A 17882-nucleotide genomic window follows, 5' to 3' on the forward strand; every position below is an offset into this window, starting at 1 on the left:
GGCGCCGAGCCCGATCAGCCGCTCCACCTCGGCCTCCTGGGTGGCGGAGTGGAGGTCGAGGTGGGCCCGGGGGACCTCCCGCACGGGGGAGCGCATGCGCGGTTCCGCCGTCCGCCCCACGGGCGTTTTCGCCCAGGGGCCGAGGTTCACTCCCATACGGCGGAGACGTCCTGGGTCTCGACGCGCATCCCCAGGGGGACGCGCCAGGACTCCACGCAGACGGCGTACGTCTGCGAGCGCGTCGCACCGGCCGCGATGGGCGCGGGCAGCGACTGGCTCGACCTGATGGTGGCCCAGTCGACGCCCAGGGCCCCGATGATGTGCGTGGCGAAGGTGACGGTTCCCGAACGGGCCGGGGAGCCGCCGGTGTTACGGAACTCCACGGTCACCTTCTCGCACCACCGCTTGTCCGCCGGCGCGCGCTGCGGGGCGCTCAGCGCCAGCGTGGCGGGGGGCGGGGGCGGGGCAGGTGTGCTGGGCGGGGGGCTGGGTGGAGGGCTGGTCGTACCGCCTTCGCCGCCGGGCCTCGACCCGCTGCCGGGGGTGGAGGGCTCGGCGGGCTTGGACGGCTGTGCGGGCTGCGAGGGCGTACCGGGCTGGGCCCCGGCCCCGGCGGTCCCTGTTCCGGACCCGACAGGCGCCCCCGTACGCGCTCCGCTCCCGCCGCCTCCTGGCCCGGGGCCCGGGAGCCGCGCCGCGGGAACCCCCGAAGGCCCGTCGACGGCGTCAGGGCCGGCGGAGTCTCCGGTGGGCGGCGAGGAGGCCCCCGGAAGCCGGTCGGCACCCGGGCCCCCGGCCTCGCCCCCGCTCTCCTGCCTACCGCCTCCGTCCAGCGGGACCAGCGTCACCTTCCCCGAGGGCCCTGGGCGCCCTGAGGCCCCGCCACCGGCCGCACCGACGGCCGCGTAACCGTCGCCGGGGCTGCCCCCGCAGCCGGTCAGGAGGCCGCCGGCCAGCCACAGCGAGGCCGCCGAGGCGGCGATCACGGTGCCTCGGCGGCCGTTGGGTCCGCATGACTGACGAGTCCGACGTCGCATTGCGCCAGTGTGTCTGACACTCCGTCAAATCAGAACCCCCGTGCACGGCTCACGGCTCAGTCGGAGATGAGCCCTTCCCTGAGCTGGGCAAGGGTGCGGGTGAGCAGCCGGGAGACGTGCATCTGGGAGATGCCGACCTCCTCGCCGATCTGCGACTGGGTCATGTTGGCGAAGAACCGCAGCATGATGATCTGGCGCTCGCGCGGGGCGAGCTTGGCCAGCAGGGGCTTCAGCGACTCGCGGTACTCGACGCCCTCCAGCGCCGCGTCCTCGTACCCGAGGCGGTCGGCGAGGGAGCCCTCGCCGCCGTCGTCCTCGGGCGAGGGGGAGTCGAGCGAGGACGCGGTGTACGCGTTGCCGACGGCGAGGCCGTCGACCACGTCCTCCTCGGAGACCCCGAGCGCCTTGGCCAGCTCAGGCACGGTCGGGGAGCGGTCGAGCTTCTGGGCCAGCTCGTCGCTGGTCTTCGTCAGCGCGAGCCGCAGCTCCTGGAGGCGCCGGGGCACCCGTACGGACCAGGAGGTGTCGCGGAAGAAGCGTTTGATCTCCCCGACGACGGTCGGCATCGCGAACGTCGGGAACTCCACGCCCCGTTCGCAGTCGAACCGGTCGATCGCCTTGATCAGGCCGATCGTGCCGACCTGGACGATGTCCTCCATCGGTTCGTTGCGGCTCCGGAACCGCGCCGCGGCGTAACGCACCAGCGGGAGGTTGAGCTCGATGAGTGTGTCCCGCACGTAGGTCCGCTCCGGACTGTCCGTTCCCTCGGGACCCGAAGCGGGGCCGAGCGCGGCGAGCCGCAGGAACAGGGAGCGGGACAGAGTACGGGTGTCGATGGCTTCCGGCGAGCTGGTGAGCACGGCGGGTGCCGGCACGCTCTTCGTGAGCGTGAGCACCTTCGAGCTGCCCTGTTCTGCGGACATGCCACCCCCTTGAGGTCGCGGACGGTCGCGGTGGCCGCGACCATCGGAGGAACGCAGCCTCCACCTGAATACCGGAGGCGGGGCTGCGGCAAACGCGCTTCGAGCAGAATGTCACATGTCGGCAACACGCTGTAGTGACATGTCGACAAGTCAGCGCCGAATCCGCCCTGGAAACAGGGGGTGTAGGGCTTTTATGCCGCCAGAACCGGTCTCTGGAAGGTCTACCCGTTCCGGTTACGCCTCGATCCTGTTTGCGGATCTCAGTCGGGCGAAACTCCTGGCCAGAAGCCTTGACACATGCATCTGGGAGACGCCTAGTTCGGCGCTGATCTGAGACTGGGTCAAATTGCTGTAGTAGCGCAGGAGGAGGATGCGCTGCTCGCGCTCGGGGAGCTGGACGAGGAGATGGCGTACGAGGTCGCGGTGCTCGACACCGGCGAGCGCGGGATCCTCGTAACCGAGCCGGTCGAGCAGCCCGGGCAGCCCGTCGCCCTCCTGGGCCGCCTCCAGGGAGGTGGCGTGGTAGGAGCGCCCCGCCTCGATGCAGGCGAGCACCTCGTCCTCGGAGATCTTCAGCCGCTCGGCGATCTCGGCGGTGGTGGGGGAGCGTCCGTGAGCCGTCGTCAGGTCCTCGGTGGCACCGGTGACCTGGACCCAGAGCTCGTGCAGCCGGCGGGGGACGTGGACGGTGCGGACGTTGTCGCGGAAGTAGCGCTTGATCTCGCCGACGACGGTGGGCATGGCGAACGTGGGGAACTGGACGCCGCGTTCCGGGTCGAAGCGGTCGATCGCGTTGATCAGGCCGATGGTGCCGACCTGGACGACGTCCTCCATCGGCTCGTTGCGGCTGCGGAACCGCGCGGCGGCGTACCGGACGAGCGGAAGGTTCGCCTCGATGAGGGCGGCCCGGACGCGACCGTGTTCCGGGGTGCCGGGCTCCAGGTTCTTGAGCTGCCCGAAGAGAACCTGGGTGAGGGCCCTGGTGTCCGCCCCGCGGGTCCTGGCGGGCGGGGCGGTGGGGTCCGGGGTCTCGGTCTGGATCTCCTGGGCCGGCGCGGCCTGGACGACCTGGGAGGCGCCCTGGAAGGCGCTCTGCGAGACGGCTGGGGACGGCTGGACGGACTGGGGAGGCACTTGAGGCGCTGTACTGGCCGGCACGGTGACGCCACCCCTTCGCGGTCAACTACGGTCAACTCATCCGTCAAAAGCGGTCATAGCATCACAAGACATGTCCACTGTGTGCAAGCACCCCAAAGCGCCGTGTTGAGGTCATAAAGGTTTAAACGGAACGAAAGAACCCCTCGCCTGAGCGGCGAGGGGGCAGGCGGGGCCGGTCTTACACCCGCGGCGGGAGGGATCAGAAGGGGTAGTCCGCGATCACCCAAGTGGCGAATGCGCGCCACTGTGCCGCGGCGGCCTGGTGGGCCGGGTGCTCGATGTAGCGCTTGAGGGCGGCCTCGTCGGCGACGGCGGAGTTGATGGCGTAGTCGTACGCGATCGGTCGGTCGGTGATGTTCCAGGCGCACTCCCAGAACTCCAGTTCCGGAACCTGCCCTTCCAGTTCCCGGAAGGCGCGGTCCCCGGCGACGACGCGCGGATCGTCCCGCTCGACGCCTTCATTCAGCTTGAACAGGACCAGGTGGCGGATCATCGGTACCCCTACTGTTTTCGCTACTTCACCAGTTCGGTCATGAAGTCGCCGACGCTCTGAGCAGCGCTGGAAACGCCTTCGAACCCCACCCCTACGAGCTCGGTGGAGCGTTCGGGCGAGGTGATGATCGAGTACAGCACGAAGACCACCAATATGAAGAGCGCGATCTTCTTCGCTAGCGCCACTGCCCTTGCCTCCCCGTAGACCCCGCCTGACGCCGCCTGGACCTGGCGTGCGATCGGCAGATTGTATCCGCACGTATGGCCGTATCGGGTGGCTGCTCTCGCTCACTGATGCGCCCTTCACGGACCTGGGCCCCGCCCGTCGAGGCCTTTTGCCCACCCGGGCGGCTTCTGCGCTACGCAGGATGGACCCCGAGTTCTCCGGCCCTGGCAGGAACCGGAGGGCCGGAACAGGCCCTCACTGCGGGGTCACCGCCGCGCGACTTCCCCCGACCTCGGCGCCCGACCCGGAGGCCCTGCTCTCATGGCGGGAAGCGGCCGGTCCCCCCGACGCCGCTTCCCCCGGCCTCACTTCCCCCGGCCTCACTTTTCCCGACGCCGACGCCGACGCCGACGCCGACGCCGTCCGTCAGACGAGGCTGCCCGTGCCGATGCCGAGGTCGAACGGCTGCGGAAGCCGCATGACGGCGCCGGACGGGCAGGGGCCTTCCACGTGCGCGTATCCCAGCTGCTGAGGCTCCGAGAAGAGGGTGATGGCGTTGTGCGCTGGGCGGCCGGGGTCTGCCCCAGCCCGCGCGGGGACCACGGCACATGGCCGCGCGGGGACCACGGCACATGCCCGCGCGGGGACCACGGCACATGGCCGGAGTCCAGTCGTACGTACGCCGCGTCGGCAGCACCGCGCAAGGGCAGGGGGGACCGGCACGCGGGCGCAGGGCGGCGCCGGCCGCATGCGGCCCTCGGCCCATCCCTGCGACGCGTCGGCCCCCGGCGCCTACGCGGCCACGCGGTGCGCCGTGACCAGGAGGTACTCCCAGTTCATGGCGCCGTCGACGAGGTTCCGCGCGACCAGATCGTCCATGGCCGAGTCGAGGGCGGCCACCTTCTCGGGGTCCTCGGAGATGAAGCGGTACGTGGCGATGGTGGGGCCGTAGCAGGCCTTGAAGAACTCCCGGAACTCCTCCGGGCGGGCGAACCGGTCGACGCGCAGCGGCTGCCGGCGGGCCAGGACGTCGCTCACGCGGTCTCCGAGCAGGGAGTGCACGTGTTCCGGATCGCCCCACAGAGGCGGCGGCTGGGCACCGGGCGGCGGCGGGGGAGCGTAGGGGCGCATCGTGGCGAACATCTGCCCGATGAACCCCTCCGGGGTCCAGTTGATCAGGCCGATGGTGCCGCCCGGCCGGCAGACCCGGACCAGTTCGTCGGCCGTCTGCTGGTGGTGCGGGGCGAACATCACGCCGACGCAGGACATCACCGTGTCGAACTCACCGTCGGCGAAGGGCAGTGCCTCCGCGTCCGCTTCCCGCCAGTCCAGCCGGGCGCCGCGCACCTCGGCCAGGCGGCGCCCGGCCTCCAGGAGCTCAGGAGTGAGATCGGAGGCGACGACGTCGGCGCCGAGGAGGGCGGCGGGGATGGCCGCGTTCCCGGAGCCGGCCGCGACGTCGAGGACGCGGTCGCCCTGCCGGATGCCGCACTCCCGCACCAGCTCGCCGCCGAGTTCGTGGATGACCTGCGCCGCCACGGAGGGATAGTCGCCCAGTGCCCACATCGCGCGGTGTTTCGCCTTCAGGGCATCGGGTGGGGCGTTCTCGTTGCTCATGTCCCTATACCTAGCCGTTGCGGAGGCCCTCGGGTCAGGGCCACGGGAGTGACACGGCAAGGCCCCTCTCCGCCCGCTCGCGCCCGCTGCCGAAAGGGACGCCTTATATCGCGGGCGTATCGGAAAGCGCATACACCTCCGCGACGGTCTCCCGTGTCTCACGAGGGCGATGGACCACGACGCGACCCTGACGCCACCGGCTCACCTCCGCTTGTGCGGGGCCACACCGCATCCGTCGCCTGGCCTCCGAGGAGCCGGGGACCACGCCTTCGTCCGGCCTCCGATGAGCGCGTCCGTGGGCGGGGGGCGGCACCTCGTCGAGGTGCTGGCCTCGCGGTGGGGTGTGGCCGAGCGGCCCTTCGGGAAGATCGTGCGGGTGGTGGTCACCTGGTGACCACGGTGTCCTGGACGCAGAACACCCCCTTGACTGCGTCTCTGCAGACCAAGGGGGTGTCAGAAGCGGTAGCGGTGGGATTTGAACCCACGGTGACGGGTTACGCCACACTCGCTTTCGAGGTCTGTTCATCTCTGTCGGCGGTTCGTCCGCGAGCGTTCACGGCCGTTCGCCGCAGGGTCTCCGGCTCGGATCGCCAGGGGGCGCAACCAGCCGCGAACGGCTCCGTACGTTGCTGAACGAGACGGAAACTGAGACGGCTTCTTCACCACTGGCAGTACGCCACAGCGGCATCATCCCCTGACTTGTACCGAGGCCACCGCCGCCCGGTGGGGTCTGTCGCCTCTGTATCCCGCACGTCCTGGATCAGGCGGCGGGGGCCCTTGGATCTGAGGGTGGTGAAGACGTCGTCCCAGCTCGCTGTCTGATACTCCGTGACGAGTCGTGACACCCCGTCCGACATGACCGCTGCGTCGCGGACCTCCTTGAGCGGGGTGCTGCCTGTCTGGGCGTGCGCTGCCGCTCGTGAGTCCCCGGCCGCTACCCAGTAGCCGTCGGCGGTGTTCCGTACCTGCCGCTGCGCCAGGACGAATCGTTGCAGCGCCTCCCTGTGACCCGGCGTGTGGGTTTCGTGCTGCTCCACCTCGGCTCGCATCTCCGGTAGTACGGAGTCGACGCGTAGATCAGTTAGCACCGTGAAGCCTCCATCCGCCGCGAGGACGATGGGGGAGTCCGCTAGCACTAGGTGATCGAGCACTTCATACCGGCGGCGTAGAACGGCCACAGTGGCAGACGGGGTACCGGGGTTCTTGAGGTCGCACCGAGGGTGGAGGTGGGCGACCCGTTCTAGGGCATCAGCCAGGCCGTCGGAGAGCAACTGGTCCGGTTCCGCGAGAGACGCGAGCAACTGTCCTCCGAGATGCGCGACGTACCACGGGACTCCGTGGCTGCAACCCGTGCTGAGGCCAGCGGTACTCAACCCGTCAAGGACGATCGCCAGCGAAGGCGTGCCCGCCACCCAGTCTTCATTCGGGTTGGCGCCGCCCGGGAGTGTGTCAATGGATACGCGCATGCTCAGCTCTCGTGTCGGTACAGCGGAGTGACCCTACGGCTTTCGAGCACCTCAAGGGTCTTGGGGTCGTAGCGGCAAGAGATCAGGGTCGAAAATCGGCGGGTACGAACCTCTCGGTACAGCTCAGCCAGGTTGTGTTGCAGGTAGTGAACGACCCCGTTGGCCCCAATGGCGTGGACACCCGCGATGTACAGGAAGGTGCCGCGCCCATCGAGACGAGGGAGCCGACCCAGGTATCCGAAGTCGCCTGCTGAGCCGTCCTCGTCCATTGGTGACCGGTACTCGGCGCCTGCCTTTCGGTCGACCAGGTGCCAGGCCGTGTCCTTCTCGAAGCGCAGGTTGTCATCCCCCTCTAGCACCTGGGCAACGATGGGGGACAGCCGTGGCCCGCAGACCACGATGTGGTTCTCGCGGTTCAAGTTCACGATGCCGGAAGGTGGGATCACCTCGTACCCGGCATCGAGCTTCATGCCGGCGAGCATCCCTCGGAGATGCTCGAAGTTGTTGAGGTCTTCCCTGGTGACAACCTCGCTCGGCTTCTGGTCGGGCCCCTTGCCGGCCTCGTACTTTCCGCCCAAAGAGATGGTCACGCGGTCCGTGCCGAAGAAGGCACGTTCCGGCGGGGGGCCGGCGGACGCTAGCTGTCCCACGCGGCCTCGGGACACGCCCAGCTCTTTTGCGATCTCTGCTTGTGTCATGCCAGCCGCTTGAGCCTCTTCGATGGCTTCGCGCCTTACTCGGGACAGCTCCAGTACCCACGACTGATAGGTCCCCATCAGGTCGATTGCGGCCTTGGCCCGCGCTACGGGCTGCGCAATCTCAGTGACCCGCGTCATGTCCTTGTCCACGGTTCTCCACTCCTCGCTTAGGGGGGCTATCGAACTGTACCGCGAGAGGGGGTTGCGCGCCGCGCTGGGTTTGCCTACGGTACCTATCAAGCGGTTTGGAAACCCCCCCTAGGCAGGCTCTTTGGGGGTGATCGATCCGTGGTTTGAGCTGCAAGAACGTCCGGAGGGCCCCGTGAAGCGGGTCCGAAGGAAGCGTCCGGTTCTTGAGAACTGAACAGTGAACTGAGGCGAGGTGAGAGCCCTCGCCCCCGTGGCGGCCGGGTGTGCCGTCGGCAGTGGTACGGCGCGTCGGCGCGGTACGCACGATCCTGCGGCCCTGGAGAACACCTTGGTGCCACCCGCAGTGAGCTGCCCTGCTGAGCGCCAGGCAGAGAGATGGCGTCCCACCCTCCGCAGCTCATGCTGCGGCCGGTTGCCTCCTCCGCCCGTCCGGCCCTCTGGGGTCGTACGGGCGGGGCTGAGGGGAGCCGGATTGCTGGTTCCAACGGCGAGAACCCCCGGAGCTGGAACTCCGGGGGTTCGTGGTGAGCCGTTCCTGTCAGAGAGGAACAGACCCGTGAAGAGCATCGCAGCACTTCAGGCCGTTGTTACGGCCACCCCGTTCGACGGTGAGCCGACTGACGCTGAGCTGGACGCGATCGAGCTGGAGATGCCGCTGATTCTGGCGGACGTCGCCTTGCTGGACGCGCAGATCATGACCATCGACCGCACGCCGACCGAGCTGGATGCGCGGCGCATCCGCCGGGCACGCCGGCGGGTGCTGGCCGCCCGCCGGGACCTGGCCAATCGCACCGCCGCCTCGTCGTACGCCACGGTGTCGGGGGGTACGGCATGACCTACGGCGCGCGGTTGTCCAACAGCTTCCAGGGTGAGTGGGAGCTGTACGTCATCACCGACCGGATCAGCCTGGAGTGGCCCGAGCACTCGTTCGGGCGGAGCGGGCCGGTGCCCACGGTGCAGGAGCGGGTGGACGTACTGGCCCGGCTCGGTTTCGTCCTGCCGGATGGGGCCGGGTGGGAGTGGCGGGAGTTGCCTGCCGGGGTCATGGACCGCGTCGAGCTGCTGGCGTCCGTGGACGTCCAGCGGAAGGGCGGGGCGTCATGAACCGCTTTGGCAAGGGGCTGCTGGTCGCCGCTCTGGTCGGTGTGGTCGGGATGGCGTTCCGGGTGTCGTGGAACGCGCTGCGCGATGTCGCCACGGCGACCGGTGCCGACCCCACGGCCGCGACGCTCTACCCCTTCGTGGTCGACGGCCTGATGGCCCTGGCCCTGGTCGCGACCCTGGTCCTGACCGGGGATGCCCGCCGGTTCGCGCTGCGGGTGCTGGCCGCCTACACCCTGGCTTCCCTCGTTCTCAACTACGTCCACGGCCTTGTCCCGGAGCTGCACAGTGAGGTGGTCGACTGGGGTCGACTGGCCGACTGGGACCCCGCCAACTGGGCCCTGGTCCTGCTCGCCACGTCGCTGCCGGTCGGGTCGATCTACTTCGGTTCCGACCTGGTCGCCAAGGTGCTGCACCACCGACCGATCGAGACCCCGGCCGATTCCACAAATCAGGAGGAATCGACTGAGACCGCCGTAAAACGGTCGACGGCTGACCTGGGAGTATCGACCCCTGCTCCGATCACCCCGGCGCCGGTTCCTGCGGCGCTGGAAGCCCCGAGGGTGGTCGACCTGGTGAAGCCGACCGATCGGGCCCCGGTCGGTGCGGTGGCCGCTGAGTCGGCCCGTCCGCGTCGGGCGACCGGACGCGTCCCCGACGCCGCCCGGTCGAGTCGACCGACGCGCACCGCCGAACAGCTCCTCATCGAAGCGCGGTCGGCTACGGCCGACTGGCCGGTGAAGGAGTTGACGGCCGAGGGCATCCGGCGGGCCGTGCGGACATCGCCTGTGAAGGCGCGGGAGCTGCGCGAGACCCTGCGCGCCGAACGCGCCGCCGCCTGATGGCCGACGTCTACCGGTGGCGCCTCGCTCCCGATGGTCTGGCCACCCGCCGTCAGCTCCGCGCGCTGGGGCTGCGGCCGGGTGGTCAGGACGTCGTCGCGGAGGTCCACCGGCCTCGCCGCCGACGCGGCCCGCTGGTCGCCTACCTCTACCGCATCGAGCACGCCAAGCCCGTACGCCCCATGACCCCGGGCCGCGCCGCCGCCTTGGCGGCGGCGATGCTCGCCCGCCGAACCTGCCCCAACTGCCGGACCGATGTGGGGTATTGCATCCCGCGTTCGCTCGGCATGTGCGTCCCCTGCCACGACACCCCCGCCCCCTGCGAAGGGAACCGCTGTGTCTTTGCGTGAACGCCTCACCCGCGCCCTGCACGCCGCCGGGCTCCGCATCGCCGGAGAGCCCGGCGGTCGCGCCGCGAACGTCCTGACCGGCCTGCTCGGGCTCGGCCGGATCGAGCTGTGCACCAACCCGTCCTGCACCGACTGCGCGCCCGCCTCGCCCACCCGCTGACCGGAAGGACACCGTCTGATGAACGCCGCCGAGTACCGCGCCGCCGCCGAACGCCTCCTCGCCAAGGACCGAGACCGCTACCAGGCCATCACCCCCTACGACTTCCGCAAGGCCGAGATCCTCGCCCAGCTCGCCGTATCCGCCGCAACCTCCGAGGCCACCGAGGCCCGTACCTCGCAGCCGACGAGCGCCTGACGCACCACTGCCCCGGCCACCCGACGAACACGGGGGTGGTCAGCCGGTTCGACTCCGGCCCGGGGCACTCCCGCACCACCCCGCATCCAGGGAAGGAACACGCGTGGACCACCTGCCCGAGCCCCGCCGACCGTCCGTCGTGAATCTGCCGGACGGCACCCCCGCCTACACCGACCACCTCCCCACCACCTACCAGTCGGCCAACGCGGTGCCGCAGGTGGTGCACGTCCACCAGGCCCCGCCGGACCGGACGGTGCAGCGTCTCGCGCTCGGCTCCGGCATGGGCGCCGGGATGGTGGCCGCCGGCGTCTACTTCGGCCCGCTGCTGGTCGGGGTGCTGACCGCGATCGCCGCGAACCTCGCCCTGCTCGCCCTGCTCGCCGCCGTCTGCGCCTGGGGCGTCGTCACCGTCGTGAAGTCGGTCGGCGGCAAGACCACCCCGACCGGCCGCAAGCGCCGCTGACCTGGAAGGAGAAGCCCGTGTTCCAGGCAGGTCAAGAGGTACTGATCGTTGCGTGTGAGGACGACCCGCGCGCGGTCGGACGTACCGGCCGGATCGTTGACGAGGTTCCCCCGGGACAGCTGACGAACGGCCGGTGGACCGTGCACCGGGTCGGGCTGCTGATCGGCCCGGTCCTGTGCCACACCCGCGAACTGCGGCTCGCCTGACGGCTGCCCGCCACCCCCGAACCCAGCACGCACGTTTCGGGGGTGGTTGGGGAGCCGGACAGTCCGGCCCCACCACGGGAGGTCACCGTGCACAGCTACACCCGAGCCGAGTCCCGCGAGCGCGCCAAGCTGTTCCGCAAGGGCTTCCGCCAGTCCCTCGCGGACTGCCTGGACCCGGACATCAAGCGTCGGATCGAGCGCATCGACCAGGCCGCCGCCGAGCGCGGCGCCCTGGAGCTTGCCGCGCTCCACAAGGTCCAGGCCGACGCCCGCCAGGACCTGGCCGCCGCCAAGGCCGTCGAGCGCACCGCCCCCCGAGCCGACAAGCCCGCCGCGAAGCAGGCCCGCAAGCAGGCCGAGGAGCGCGTTCGTCTCGCGGAGCGGGCCGTCCAGCGCGCTGAGCGCTCCTGAGCGGGGGCGGCCGGACCCGGCCAAGGAAACCGGCCGCCCCCTTCACCCCAACCCAACAGCAACGAGCCGGAGAGGCACGTTCATCATGACCGAACCCGCCGTCCAGGTCCCCGGAATGGGGACCGTGCACCACCTCGACGACCACCGCCCCACCCCGCCTGCCGAACCGGTGAGCCTGGTCAAGGACCCGGCCACCGAGCCGACCACCCCGCAGACCCCGTCCGGCCCGCAGGGGTCGCGGATCGTCCGCACCGGCCGTGCCGTGCGCAGGGTCGCCACGCACGACCGCACGCGTACCACCGCCCGGTTCGCCGTCCGGCACGGCATGTACGTGGTCGGCGGCGGCCGGATCGTGGCCCGCCGGGCGTGGGAGGGCCGCACCGCCTCCCGGTACGAGCGGATGCTGCGGGCGGCGGAAGCCGCGGGGAACCTCGACCTCGCCACCGAGTGGGAAGAGCGCCTCTCCCGCTTCCGCGCCGCCCGCCACCAGCGCCGCATGGATCTGCTCTCGGCCCCGGTCAAGGCCGCCAAGGGCGCCGCCGCAGCGGCCGGGCTCACGGCCGGTGGGCTGCTGGTGCTCGGCATCTTCCTCGCCATCGCCAACAAGAACTTCGCCGACCTCGCCACCCCCACCCTGGCCCTGATCGAACTGGTCCGCTGGATCGTCGTCGTCATCACCGTGGTGTGGGGGCCGCTGGTCACCCTCGGTCCGTGGGCCGGGTTACTTGCTCTGTGGGGTGTGGGGCGGCATCAGCAGGCGGCGCCGCAGTGGGTACTGCCCGCCCGATCAGCGGACGCGGGGGCACCGATCACTCCGTCCGTCGTCGTCACCGCCCTGCGCGACCTCGGCATCGCCCCCCTGCGGCAGGCCGTGAAAGAGATGGGCGACGCCGGGGCCGCGATGCTCGGACCCATCCGCATCGCCGGATGCGGTGTCGAAGTCGACGTCACCCTCCCCTCCGGCGTCGCCACCAACGAAGTCCAGAAGCGCCGGCGGAAACTCGCCGAGAACCTGGCCCGGCATGAGCACGAGGTGTTCATCACGATCCCCCAGGCCGCCCGCACCGTCCGGCTCTGGATCGCGGACAGCGGTGCGCTGGACGAGCCGATCGGCTCGTCCCCGCTCCTGACCGACACCACCCTCACCGCCGACTACGCCAAGGGCCGCGCGCCCTGGGGTCAGGACTTGCGTGGGGATGCCGCCCTGATCAGCCTCTATCAGCGGCACTTCCTGATCACGGGCCTGTCCAACCAGGGCAAGACCGCCGCCCTGCGCGCCCTGGCCCTGTGGCTCGCCCTGGACGCCCGGGTGGAGTTCCGCGTCGCGGACCTCAAGGGCGTGGGCGACTGGGGCATGTTCGACGGGCTGGCCACCGTGCTGATCCAGGGGCCAACCGATGACCACGTCATCGAGGCAACGGAGATGCTCGAAGGCCTGGTCAAGGAGATGGAGCGCCGCATCCAGGCCCCGCCCGGCACCGTCTTCACGCCGCTGATCGGGATCGTGGACGAAGCGCAGGTCGCGTTCATGTGCCCCGTCGTGGACAGCGAGAAGCGCCCCTACGGCGGGTCCAAGGCCACCTCCCGCTACTTCATGGCCGCCCGGAAGATCCACAACCAGGGCCGTGCCGTGGACGTGCTGCTCTACCAGGGCACCCAGGACCCCACCGACCAGAACCTCCCCAAGCTGGTCCGCGAAGGCGCCCACACCCGCGCCTCCCTCGCCCTGGGCACCGAGTCACAGGCGCGCATGGCGCTGGGCGACAAGGCGGTCGACGGCGGGGCCGCCCCGAACCTGCTGCGGCCGGGGCTGGACAAGGGCACGGTCGTGGTCGCGTCGGACGGGATCAAGATTCCCGCCGGGCAGGCCGCGATCACCGTGCGGACGCACTACATCAGCACCGACGACGCCGCCGAGATCGCCACCCGGGCCAAGGCCCTGCGCGACGGGGTCACCACCCTGACCTCCGTCGACCGTGGTGAGGAGCGCGACCCGCTCACCGACGTGGCCGCCGTCCTCGCCGACGCGCCCCGGATGCGGACCAACGAGGTGCTCAAGCGGCTGCACTCCCTGGACCCGAAGGTCTACGGCAACCAGTGGACCAACGACCGGCTCAAGAGCCTGCTGGAGGCCCACGGCGAGGAGCCGAAGAAGTCCCACGGCGTCATGGTCGTCCACCGCGATCACGTCCTGCGCGCCCTCGCCAACCGCGACACCGACGGTTCCGCTTCCGCCTCCCAGTAGCGGGGAGGCGCACCCTCCCGAGGCGGGGAGGCGGGGAGAACTCCCCAACCCCCTCCCCGCACCGCCTCCCCCACGTTGATCAGCGAAAACACCGTTTCGGGGGAGGCGGGGAGGCCCCGCAGGTCAGACCCCCGAAACCCCCTCCACACGCACCTCGACAGGGGGTGTGTTCGCCTCCCTGGCCTATCAGCGGCAGGGATTCCGCTTCAACTCTCCAAGGAGTGCACCGTCATGCCCGAGACGTACCCCGACAGCACCGAGACCGGCGGCAGATGGCCGACACCGGAAGCGGCGTACACCCTCGCCCCGAGCATCACCAATGAGATCACCTGGGTCGCCTACACCGCGCGGGACTTCGGTCACCTCACCAACCCCCGCGAGTACTGGCTCCGCAAGGCGGCCGCCTTCGACCGCATCGCCCTCACCGAACACCAGCGCACCTTCACCGTCGCCGGAAGCACCGACAGCGACGCCGACGCGGCGGCCGACGACACCGCCCGCCGGCTGCTCGCCATCGACCACGCCGCCGGACTCGGACCCGGCGGCTACGCCAACGGCCCCTACCCGCCCGACCACCCCGACAGCACCCACCACCCGCGCGGCTACATCCGCCAGGAATACGCCCTGTGGGCCGGCAACCAGTAGCTAAGCCAAGGGCGGCCCCCCTCTCGCCAAAGACCGGGACCGCCCTTGTCCAGCAGCTCCCTGACGAGAACTGGAGACACCCAGCATGACCCAACACACCACCATCCGGCGAGCCCCGGGCCTCCGGCCGCGCTTACTCGACCTGTTCTGTTGCCAGGGCGGGGCCGCCAAGGGCTACGCCGATGCCGGGTTCGACGTGACCGGCGTCGACACCGCACCCCAGCCCCGCTACCCGTTCCGGTTCGTCCAGGCCGATGCCATCGCCTACGTGCTGGAGCGCGGTGCAGAGTTCGACGTCATCCACGCGTCGCCGCCGTGCCAGCACGACAGCGACTGCCAGCGCCTCCAGGGCAACACCCACCCCGACCTCATCGCCCCCACCCGCACCGCCCTGAAGGCGACCGGACGGCCGTGGGTGATGGAGAACGTACGCGGTGCCCTGCCGAAGCTGGAGCGACCCGTGATGCTGTGCGGGCCGATGTTCGCGGTGGAGACCTACCGGCACCGGTACTTCGAAACCGGCGGCGGCCTCACCCTCACCCAGCCCCACCACCCCCCGCACCTGGTCCCGCAGGCGAAGATGGGCCGCCCCATCCCGCCCGGCCACTACGGCCAGTTCGTCGGCAACTTCTCCGGCGTCCAGCACGCCCGCAACGTCATGGGTGTCCCCTGGATGAACCGCGACGGCATCCGCGAATGCATCCCCCCGGCCTACACCCACTGGATCGGCACCACCGCACTCGCCCTGCTGGCCGCGACCGGGCTGGAGGTGGCCGCGTGAACGTCCGCCTCCTGAGCGTCGCCCTGGACGCGGCCGAGCGCGGATGGCGCGTCTTCCCGCTCCGCCCCCGCGACAAGCGCCCCGCCCTCCACGGAGAGACCGCCTGCCCCCGTACCGGCGACTGCGCGGCCGGTCACCGGAAGTGGGAGGACCGGGCCACCACCGACCCCGACCGCATCCGCGCCGCGTGGTCGGCGGGCGCGTTCAACGTCGGGATCGCCACGGGCCCTTCCGGATTGGTCGTGGTGGACCTGGACCCGGTCAAGGCCAAGGACCCGAAAGGAACGCCTGACGGCGTCACTTCCCTGCAAGCGCTCTGCGAGCGCGCCGGGCAGACCGCCCCCGCCACCTACCGGACCCGGACCGCGAGCGGCGGACACCACCTGTACTTCACCGCCCCGCCCGGGGTGAGGCTCGGCAACAGCGCGGGCAGGCTCGGCAAGCACATCGACACCCGCGCCCACGGTGGATACGTCGTCGCCGCAGGGAGCACCCTCCCCGGCGGTGCGTACGAGGTGGTTGACCCCACCGAGCCCGTACCGCTCCCGGAATGGCTGCACGCCCTCCTGACGCCCCGTCAGCCGTCGCGGGGCCTGATGGCTGTGCCCGTGCCGGTTCGAGCCTCCAGGTACGCCGCAGCGGCTCTCAGGGCCGAAACGGCGGCCGTGGCCGGGGCTGGGGTGGGTTCGCGGAACTGGACGCTGGTTCGGGCCGCACGGGCGTTGGGGCGGTTCATCCCGTCCGGCGACCTCGACCGCAGTGTGGTGGAGGAGGCTCTTAATTCGGCGGGATTGGCGGCCGGGCTCCGGGAGAACGAGTGCCGCAAGGCTGTGGCGAGCGCTCTGAACTGGTCCGTCGCCAACAACTTCGGGCGGCCGGCTTGACCGCCGCCAGGAACCTTCGATTTAAGAGCCTGCCTGTCACCCCGAGCAGCCCGCAGGCCGCCAACCGGGCCGCAGGACCGGCCGGTGGTGGCGTGCCGAAGGGCGTCGCCGAAGGCGTCCCCGTTGCTGTTCGTTCTGACCTGCGCCCGCAGCCGGTGCGGTGGCTGGACGTCATCGCGCCCCCGTCGTTCTCGGCTCTGGTGTCGGCCCGGTCCTGGTGCCGGTGCGGCTACGAGCGCACCGCCCGGGGCCGTTCCGGTGTCCTGGCCCTGATCGAAGCCCACACCGCCCACCCCGAGTCCTGCCCGCTGCTCAACACAGAAGGGAGCAAGGCCGCATGAGCGCCGACCTGTGGGAGGGCTTCAACGCCGCCCTGGACCCCGAGACCATCACCGGCCCCGTCTGGGACGAACCCGTCCCCCTCAACCCCCGCCGCGAACTCCCCGTCTTCCCCGTCCACGCCCTGCCCGACTGGCTGAGCGGCATGGTCGCCGGGGTCGCGGAGGAGACGCAGACCCCGGTGGACCTGGCGGGATGCCTGGCCCTGGCTGTGCTCGCCACGGCGGCCGGCGGGCGGGCCACGGTTCATGTGCGGGGGCACTGGCGGGAGCCGGTGAACCTCTACACCGCCGTCGCCCTGCCCCCCGGCAACCGCAAGAGCGCCGTGTTCGCGCTCATGACCGGCCCGCTCCTCGCCGCTGAGAAGGCGTTGGTGGAGCTGTCCGGGCCGCGCCGGGCCGAAGCCGAGACCACAGCCCGCCTGGCCCGCTCCGCAGCCGACAAGGCCGCCCAGAAGGCCGCAGCCGCAGAACCGGGGCTGCGGGACCAGCTCACCGCCGAAGCCGTCCACCTCGCCCAGCAGGCCGACGAGATGACGGTGCCCGCAAAGCCGCAGTTGGTCGCGGACGATGTCACCCCCGAAAGCCTCGCCTCCCTGGTCGCGGACCAGGACGGGCGGATGAGCGTCATGTCCGCCGAGGGCGAGATTTTCGACATCATCGCCGGACGCTACTCCGGCACCCCCAACATGGGCATCTTCCTCAAGGGCCACGCCGGGGACATGGTGAGGGTGAACCGGCAGGGGCGGGACGCGCAGCACGTCGAAGCGCCAGCCATCACCATGGGCCTCGCCATCCAGCCCGAAGTGCTGGACGCGTTGGGGCGGGTGAAGGGGGCTGACGGGCGGGGGCTGTTGGCCCGGTTCCTGTATGCCAAGCCCCTCTCTCTGGTCGGTTCCCGCAACCTCACCCCCGACCTGCTGCCGGAGGAGACTGCCGACACCTACGCGAAGCGGTTGGGTGGGCTGACGTTGGCTCTGGCGGACTGGACCGACCCGGCCGTCCTCACCCTCACCCCCGATGCGGACGCGGTCCTGCTGGCCTACCAGAGGGTGACGGAGTCCCGGATCGGGAAGGGCCGCAGCCTCCATTCGGTCATCAAGTGGGCGTCCAAGCGTGACGGGGCCGTCGCCCGCATCGCCGGACTCCTTCACCTCGCCACCCACCCGGACAACGGATGGATGGTCCCCATCGAAGCCGCCACCATGGCCAACGCGGTGGAGATCGGGGACTACTTCACCGCCCACGCCCTGGAAGTCTTCGACGCCATGGGCGCCGACCCCGCACAGGAAGCCGCCCACCAGCTCCTCACCCATCTCAAGGAACAGCGCCTCTCCGGCTTCACCAAGCGGGAGCTCTTCCGGGGCTTGTCGCGCAGTGACTTCCCTGCAATGACCGACCTGGACCCCGCGCTCACCCTGCTGGAAGAACACGGATGGGTCCGCCAGCAGCCCCTGCCCCCGCGCTCCGGGCGCGGTGGACGCCCGCCGTCGCCCCGCTTCGACACCCACCCCAACGTCACCCCGCCACTCACCACCGGCTGACAGAACCCCC

General features: G+C 70.6%; 23 protein-coding genes. 15 read left to right on the top strand and 8 right to left on the bottom strand.

Annotated elements, in window-relative coordinates:
• Positions 1-146: 146 nt before the first annotated feature.
• From ABZ154_RS25940 to ABZ154_RS25975, 8 genes are all read right to left on the bottom strand, one after another.
• On the bottom strand, positions 147-1037 hold the full coding sequence (locus tag ABZ154_RS25940) for a hypothetical protein (protein ID WP_356836448.1): 891 nt from the start codon (positions 1035-1037) through the stop codon (positions 147-149).
• Positions 1038-1093: 56 nt separating this feature from the next.
• On the bottom strand, positions 1094-1960 hold the full coding sequence (locus ABZ154_RS25945) for an RNA polymerase sigma factor SigF (RefSeq protein ID WP_015610039.1): 867 nt from the start codon (positions 1958-1960) through the stop codon (positions 1094-1096).
• 234 nt (positions 1961-2194) lie between these two features.
• Entirely contained in the window at positions 2195-3118 is a 924-nt protein-coding gene (locus ABZ154_RS25950) for a SigB/SigF/SigG family RNA polymerase sigma factor (protein ID WP_356836450.1), read from the bottom strand.
• Between the two features lie 199 nt (positions 3119-3317).
• On the bottom strand, positions 3318-3611 hold the full coding sequence (locus ABZ154_RS25955) for a Dabb family protein (RefSeq protein ID WP_356836452.1): 294 nt from the start codon (positions 3609-3611) through the stop codon (positions 3318-3320).
• Between the two features lie 20 nt (positions 3612-3631).
• A complete protein-coding gene (locus tag ABZ154_RS25960; RefSeq protein WP_356836454.1) occupies positions 3632-3796 on the bottom strand; it encodes a hypothetical protein in 165 nt (54 codons plus the stop codon).
• A 772-nt stretch (positions 3797-4568) separates the two neighbouring features.
• Positions 4569-5393, bottom strand: coding sequence for a class I SAM-dependent methyltransferase (locus ABZ154_RS25965; RefSeq protein WP_356836456.1), 825 nt, complete (start codon positions 5391-5393; stop codon positions 4569-4571).
• Between the two features lie 659 nt (positions 5394-6052).
• Positions 6053-6859, bottom strand: coding sequence for a protein phosphatase 2C domain-containing protein (locus tag ABZ154_RS25970; RefSeq protein ID WP_356836458.1), 807 nt, complete (start codon positions 6857-6859; stop codon positions 6053-6055).
• Positions 6860-6861: 2 nt separating this feature from the next.
• Complete coding sequence (locus ABZ154_RS25975; protein WP_356836460.1) at positions 6862-7707, bottom strand: sigma factor-like helix-turn-helix DNA-binding protein; 846 nt, start codon at positions 7705-7707, stop codon at positions 6862-6864.
• Between the two features lie 556 nt (positions 7708-8263).
• On the opposite strand from ABZ154_RS25975, the gene ABZ154_RS25980 reads away from it, so the two are divergent.
• The 15 genes from ABZ154_RS25980 to ABZ154_RS26050 all read left to right on the top strand — a co-directional run bounded on the left by ABZ154_RS25980 (position 8264) and on the right by ABZ154_RS26050 (position 17872).
• The gene (locus ABZ154_RS25980) at positions 8264-8542 is read left to right on the top strand and encodes a DUF6284 family protein (protein ID WP_356836462.1); all 279 of its coding nucleotides are present in this window, start codon (positions 8264-8266) and stop codon (positions 8540-8542) included.
• Positions 8539-8811, top strand: coding sequence for a DUF6303 family protein (locus ABZ154_RS25985; RefSeq protein WP_356836464.1), 273 nt, complete (start codon positions 8539-8541; stop codon positions 8809-8811). The genes ABZ154_RS25980 and ABZ154_RS25985 overlap by 4 nt, the downstream gene beginning before the upstream one ends.
• Complete coding sequence (locus ABZ154_RS25990; RefSeq protein WP_356836466.1) at positions 8808-9650, top strand: DUF2637 domain-containing protein; 843 nt, start codon at positions 8808-8810, stop codon at positions 9648-9650. The genes ABZ154_RS25985 and ABZ154_RS25990 overlap by 4 nt, the downstream gene beginning before the upstream one ends.
• Entirely contained in the window at positions 9650-10000 is a 351-nt protein-coding gene (locus ABZ154_RS25995) for an RRQRL motif-containing zinc-binding protein (RefSeq protein WP_356836468.1), read from the top strand. Before ABZ154_RS25990 ends, ABZ154_RS25995 begins: the two co-directional genes overlap by 1 nt.
• Positions 9987-10160, top strand: coding sequence for a hypothetical protein (locus ABZ154_RS26000; protein WP_356836470.1), 174 nt, complete (start codon positions 9987-9989; stop codon positions 10158-10160). The genes ABZ154_RS25995 and ABZ154_RS26000 overlap by 14 nt, the downstream gene beginning before the upstream one ends.
• Positions 10161-10178: 18 nt before the next feature.
• Positions 10179-10355 (top strand): hypothetical protein, encoded by a 177-nt coding sequence (locus ABZ154_RS26005; RefSeq protein ID WP_356836471.1) that lies wholly within the window; start codon positions 10179-10181, stop codon positions 10353-10355.
• 103 nt (positions 10356-10458) lie between these two features.
• Positions 10459-10818, top strand: a complete 360-nt coding sequence (locus ABZ154_RS26010) for a DUF6251 family protein (protein ID WP_073875391.1) — start codon at positions 10459-10461, stop codon at positions 10816-10818.
• A 17-nt stretch (positions 10819-10835) separates the two neighbouring features.
• A complete protein-coding gene (locus tag ABZ154_RS26015; protein ID WP_356836474.1) occupies positions 10836-11024 on the top strand; it encodes a hypothetical protein in 189 nt (62 codons plus the stop codon).
• A gap of 87 nt (positions 11025-11111) precedes the next feature.
• A complete protein-coding gene (locus ABZ154_RS26020; RefSeq protein WP_356836476.1) occupies positions 11112-11435 on the top strand; it encodes a hypothetical protein in 324 nt (107 codons plus the stop codon).
• Between the two features lie 85 nt (positions 11436-11520).
• Positions 11521-13680, top strand: a complete 2160-nt coding sequence (locus tag ABZ154_RS26025; protein ID WP_356836478.1) for an FtsK/SpoIIIE domain-containing protein — start codon at positions 11521-11523, stop codon at positions 13678-13680.
• A 231-nt stretch (positions 13681-13911) separates the two neighbouring features.
• Positions 13912-14325, top strand: a complete 414-nt coding sequence (locus ABZ154_RS26030) for a hypothetical protein (RefSeq protein ID WP_356836480.1) — start codon at positions 13912-13914, stop codon at positions 14323-14325.
• Positions 14326-14410: 85 nt separating this feature from the next.
• Positions 14411-15106: an SAM-dependent methyltransferase gene (locus ABZ154_RS26035; protein ID WP_356836482.1), complete on the top strand. Its 696-nt coding sequence runs from the start codon at positions 14411-14413 to the stop codon at positions 15104-15106.
• Positions 15103-15990 carry a bifunctional DNA primase/polymerase gene (locus tag ABZ154_RS26040; protein WP_356836484.1) on the top strand — a complete coding sequence of 296 codons (888 nt, stop codon included), beginning with the start codon at positions 15103-15105 and terminating at the stop codon, positions 15988-15990. Before ABZ154_RS26035 ends, ABZ154_RS26040 begins: the two co-directional genes overlap by 4 nt.
• Entirely contained in the window at positions 15987-16331 is a 345-nt protein-coding gene (locus ABZ154_RS26045) for a hypothetical protein (RefSeq protein ID WP_356836486.1), read from the top strand. Before ABZ154_RS26040 ends, ABZ154_RS26045 begins: the two co-directional genes overlap by 4 nt.
• Positions 16328-17872: a YfjI family protein gene (locus ABZ154_RS26050; protein ID WP_356836488.1), complete on the top strand. Its 1545-nt coding sequence runs from the start codon at positions 16328-16330 to the stop codon at positions 17870-17872. Before ABZ154_RS26045 ends, ABZ154_RS26050 begins: the two co-directional genes overlap by 4 nt.
• Positions 17873-17882: the final 10 nt, after the last annotated feature.

Origin of the sequence: Streptomyces sp. NPDC006261 (assembly GCF_040613515.1) — a bacterium.
Taxonomy (GTDB): Bacteria; Actinomycetota; Actinomycetes; order Streptomycetales; family Streptomycetaceae; genus Streptomyces.

Bases quoted from the DNA above. Each gene is read 5' to 3' on its own strand.
- ABZ154_RS25940 (WP_356836448.1), bottom strand. From the start codon at position 1,037: ATGCGACGTCGGACTCGTCAGTCATGCGGACCCAACGGCCGCCGAGGC.
- ABZ154_RS25945 (WP_015610039.1), bottom strand. From the start codon at position 1,960: ATGTCCGCAGAACAGGGCAGCTCGAAGGTGCTCACGCTCACGAAGAGC.
- ABZ154_RS25955 (WP_356836452.1), bottom strand. From the start codon at position 3,611: ATGATCCGCCACCTGGTCCTGTTCAAGCTGAATGAAGGCGTCGAGCGG.
- ABZ154_RS25965 (WP_356836456.1), bottom strand. From the start codon at position 5,393: ATGAGCAACGAGAACGCCCCACCCGATGCCCTGAAGGCGAAACACCGC.
- ABZ154_RS25970 (WP_356836458.1), bottom strand. From the start codon at position 6,859: ATGCGCGTATCCATTGACACACTCCCGGGCGGCGCCAACCCGAATGAA.
- ABZ154_RS25985 (WP_356836464.1), top strand. From the start codon at position 8,539: ATGACCTACGGCGCGCGGTTGTCCAACAGCTTCCAGGGTGAGTGGGAG.
- ABZ154_RS25990 (WP_356836466.1), top strand. From the start codon at position 8,808: ATGAACCGCTTTGGCAAGGGGCTGCTGGTCGCCGCTCTGGTCGGTGTG.
- ABZ154_RS25995 (WP_356836468.1), top strand. From the start codon at position 9,650: ATGGCCGACGTCTACCGGTGGCGCCTCGCTCCCGATGGTCTGGCCACC.
- ABZ154_RS26005 (WP_356836471.1), top strand. From the start codon at position 10,179: ATGAACGCCGCCGAGTACCGCGCCGCCGCCGAACGCCTCCTCGCCAAG.
- ABZ154_RS26025 (WP_356836478.1), top strand. From the start codon at position 11,521: ATGACCGAACCCGCCGTCCAGGTCCCCGGAATGGGGACCGTGCACCAC.
- ABZ154_RS26030 (WP_356836480.1), top strand. From the start codon at position 13,912: ATGCCCGAGACGTACCCCGACAGCACCGAGACCGGCGGCAGATGGCCG.
- ABZ154_RS26035 (WP_356836482.1), top strand. From the start codon at position 14,411: ATGACCCAACACACCACCATCCGGCGAGCCCCGGGCCTCCGGCCGCGC.
- ABZ154_RS26050 (WP_356836488.1), top strand. From the start codon at position 16,328: ATGAGCGCCGACCTGTGGGAGGGCTTCAACGCCGCCCTGGACCCCGAG.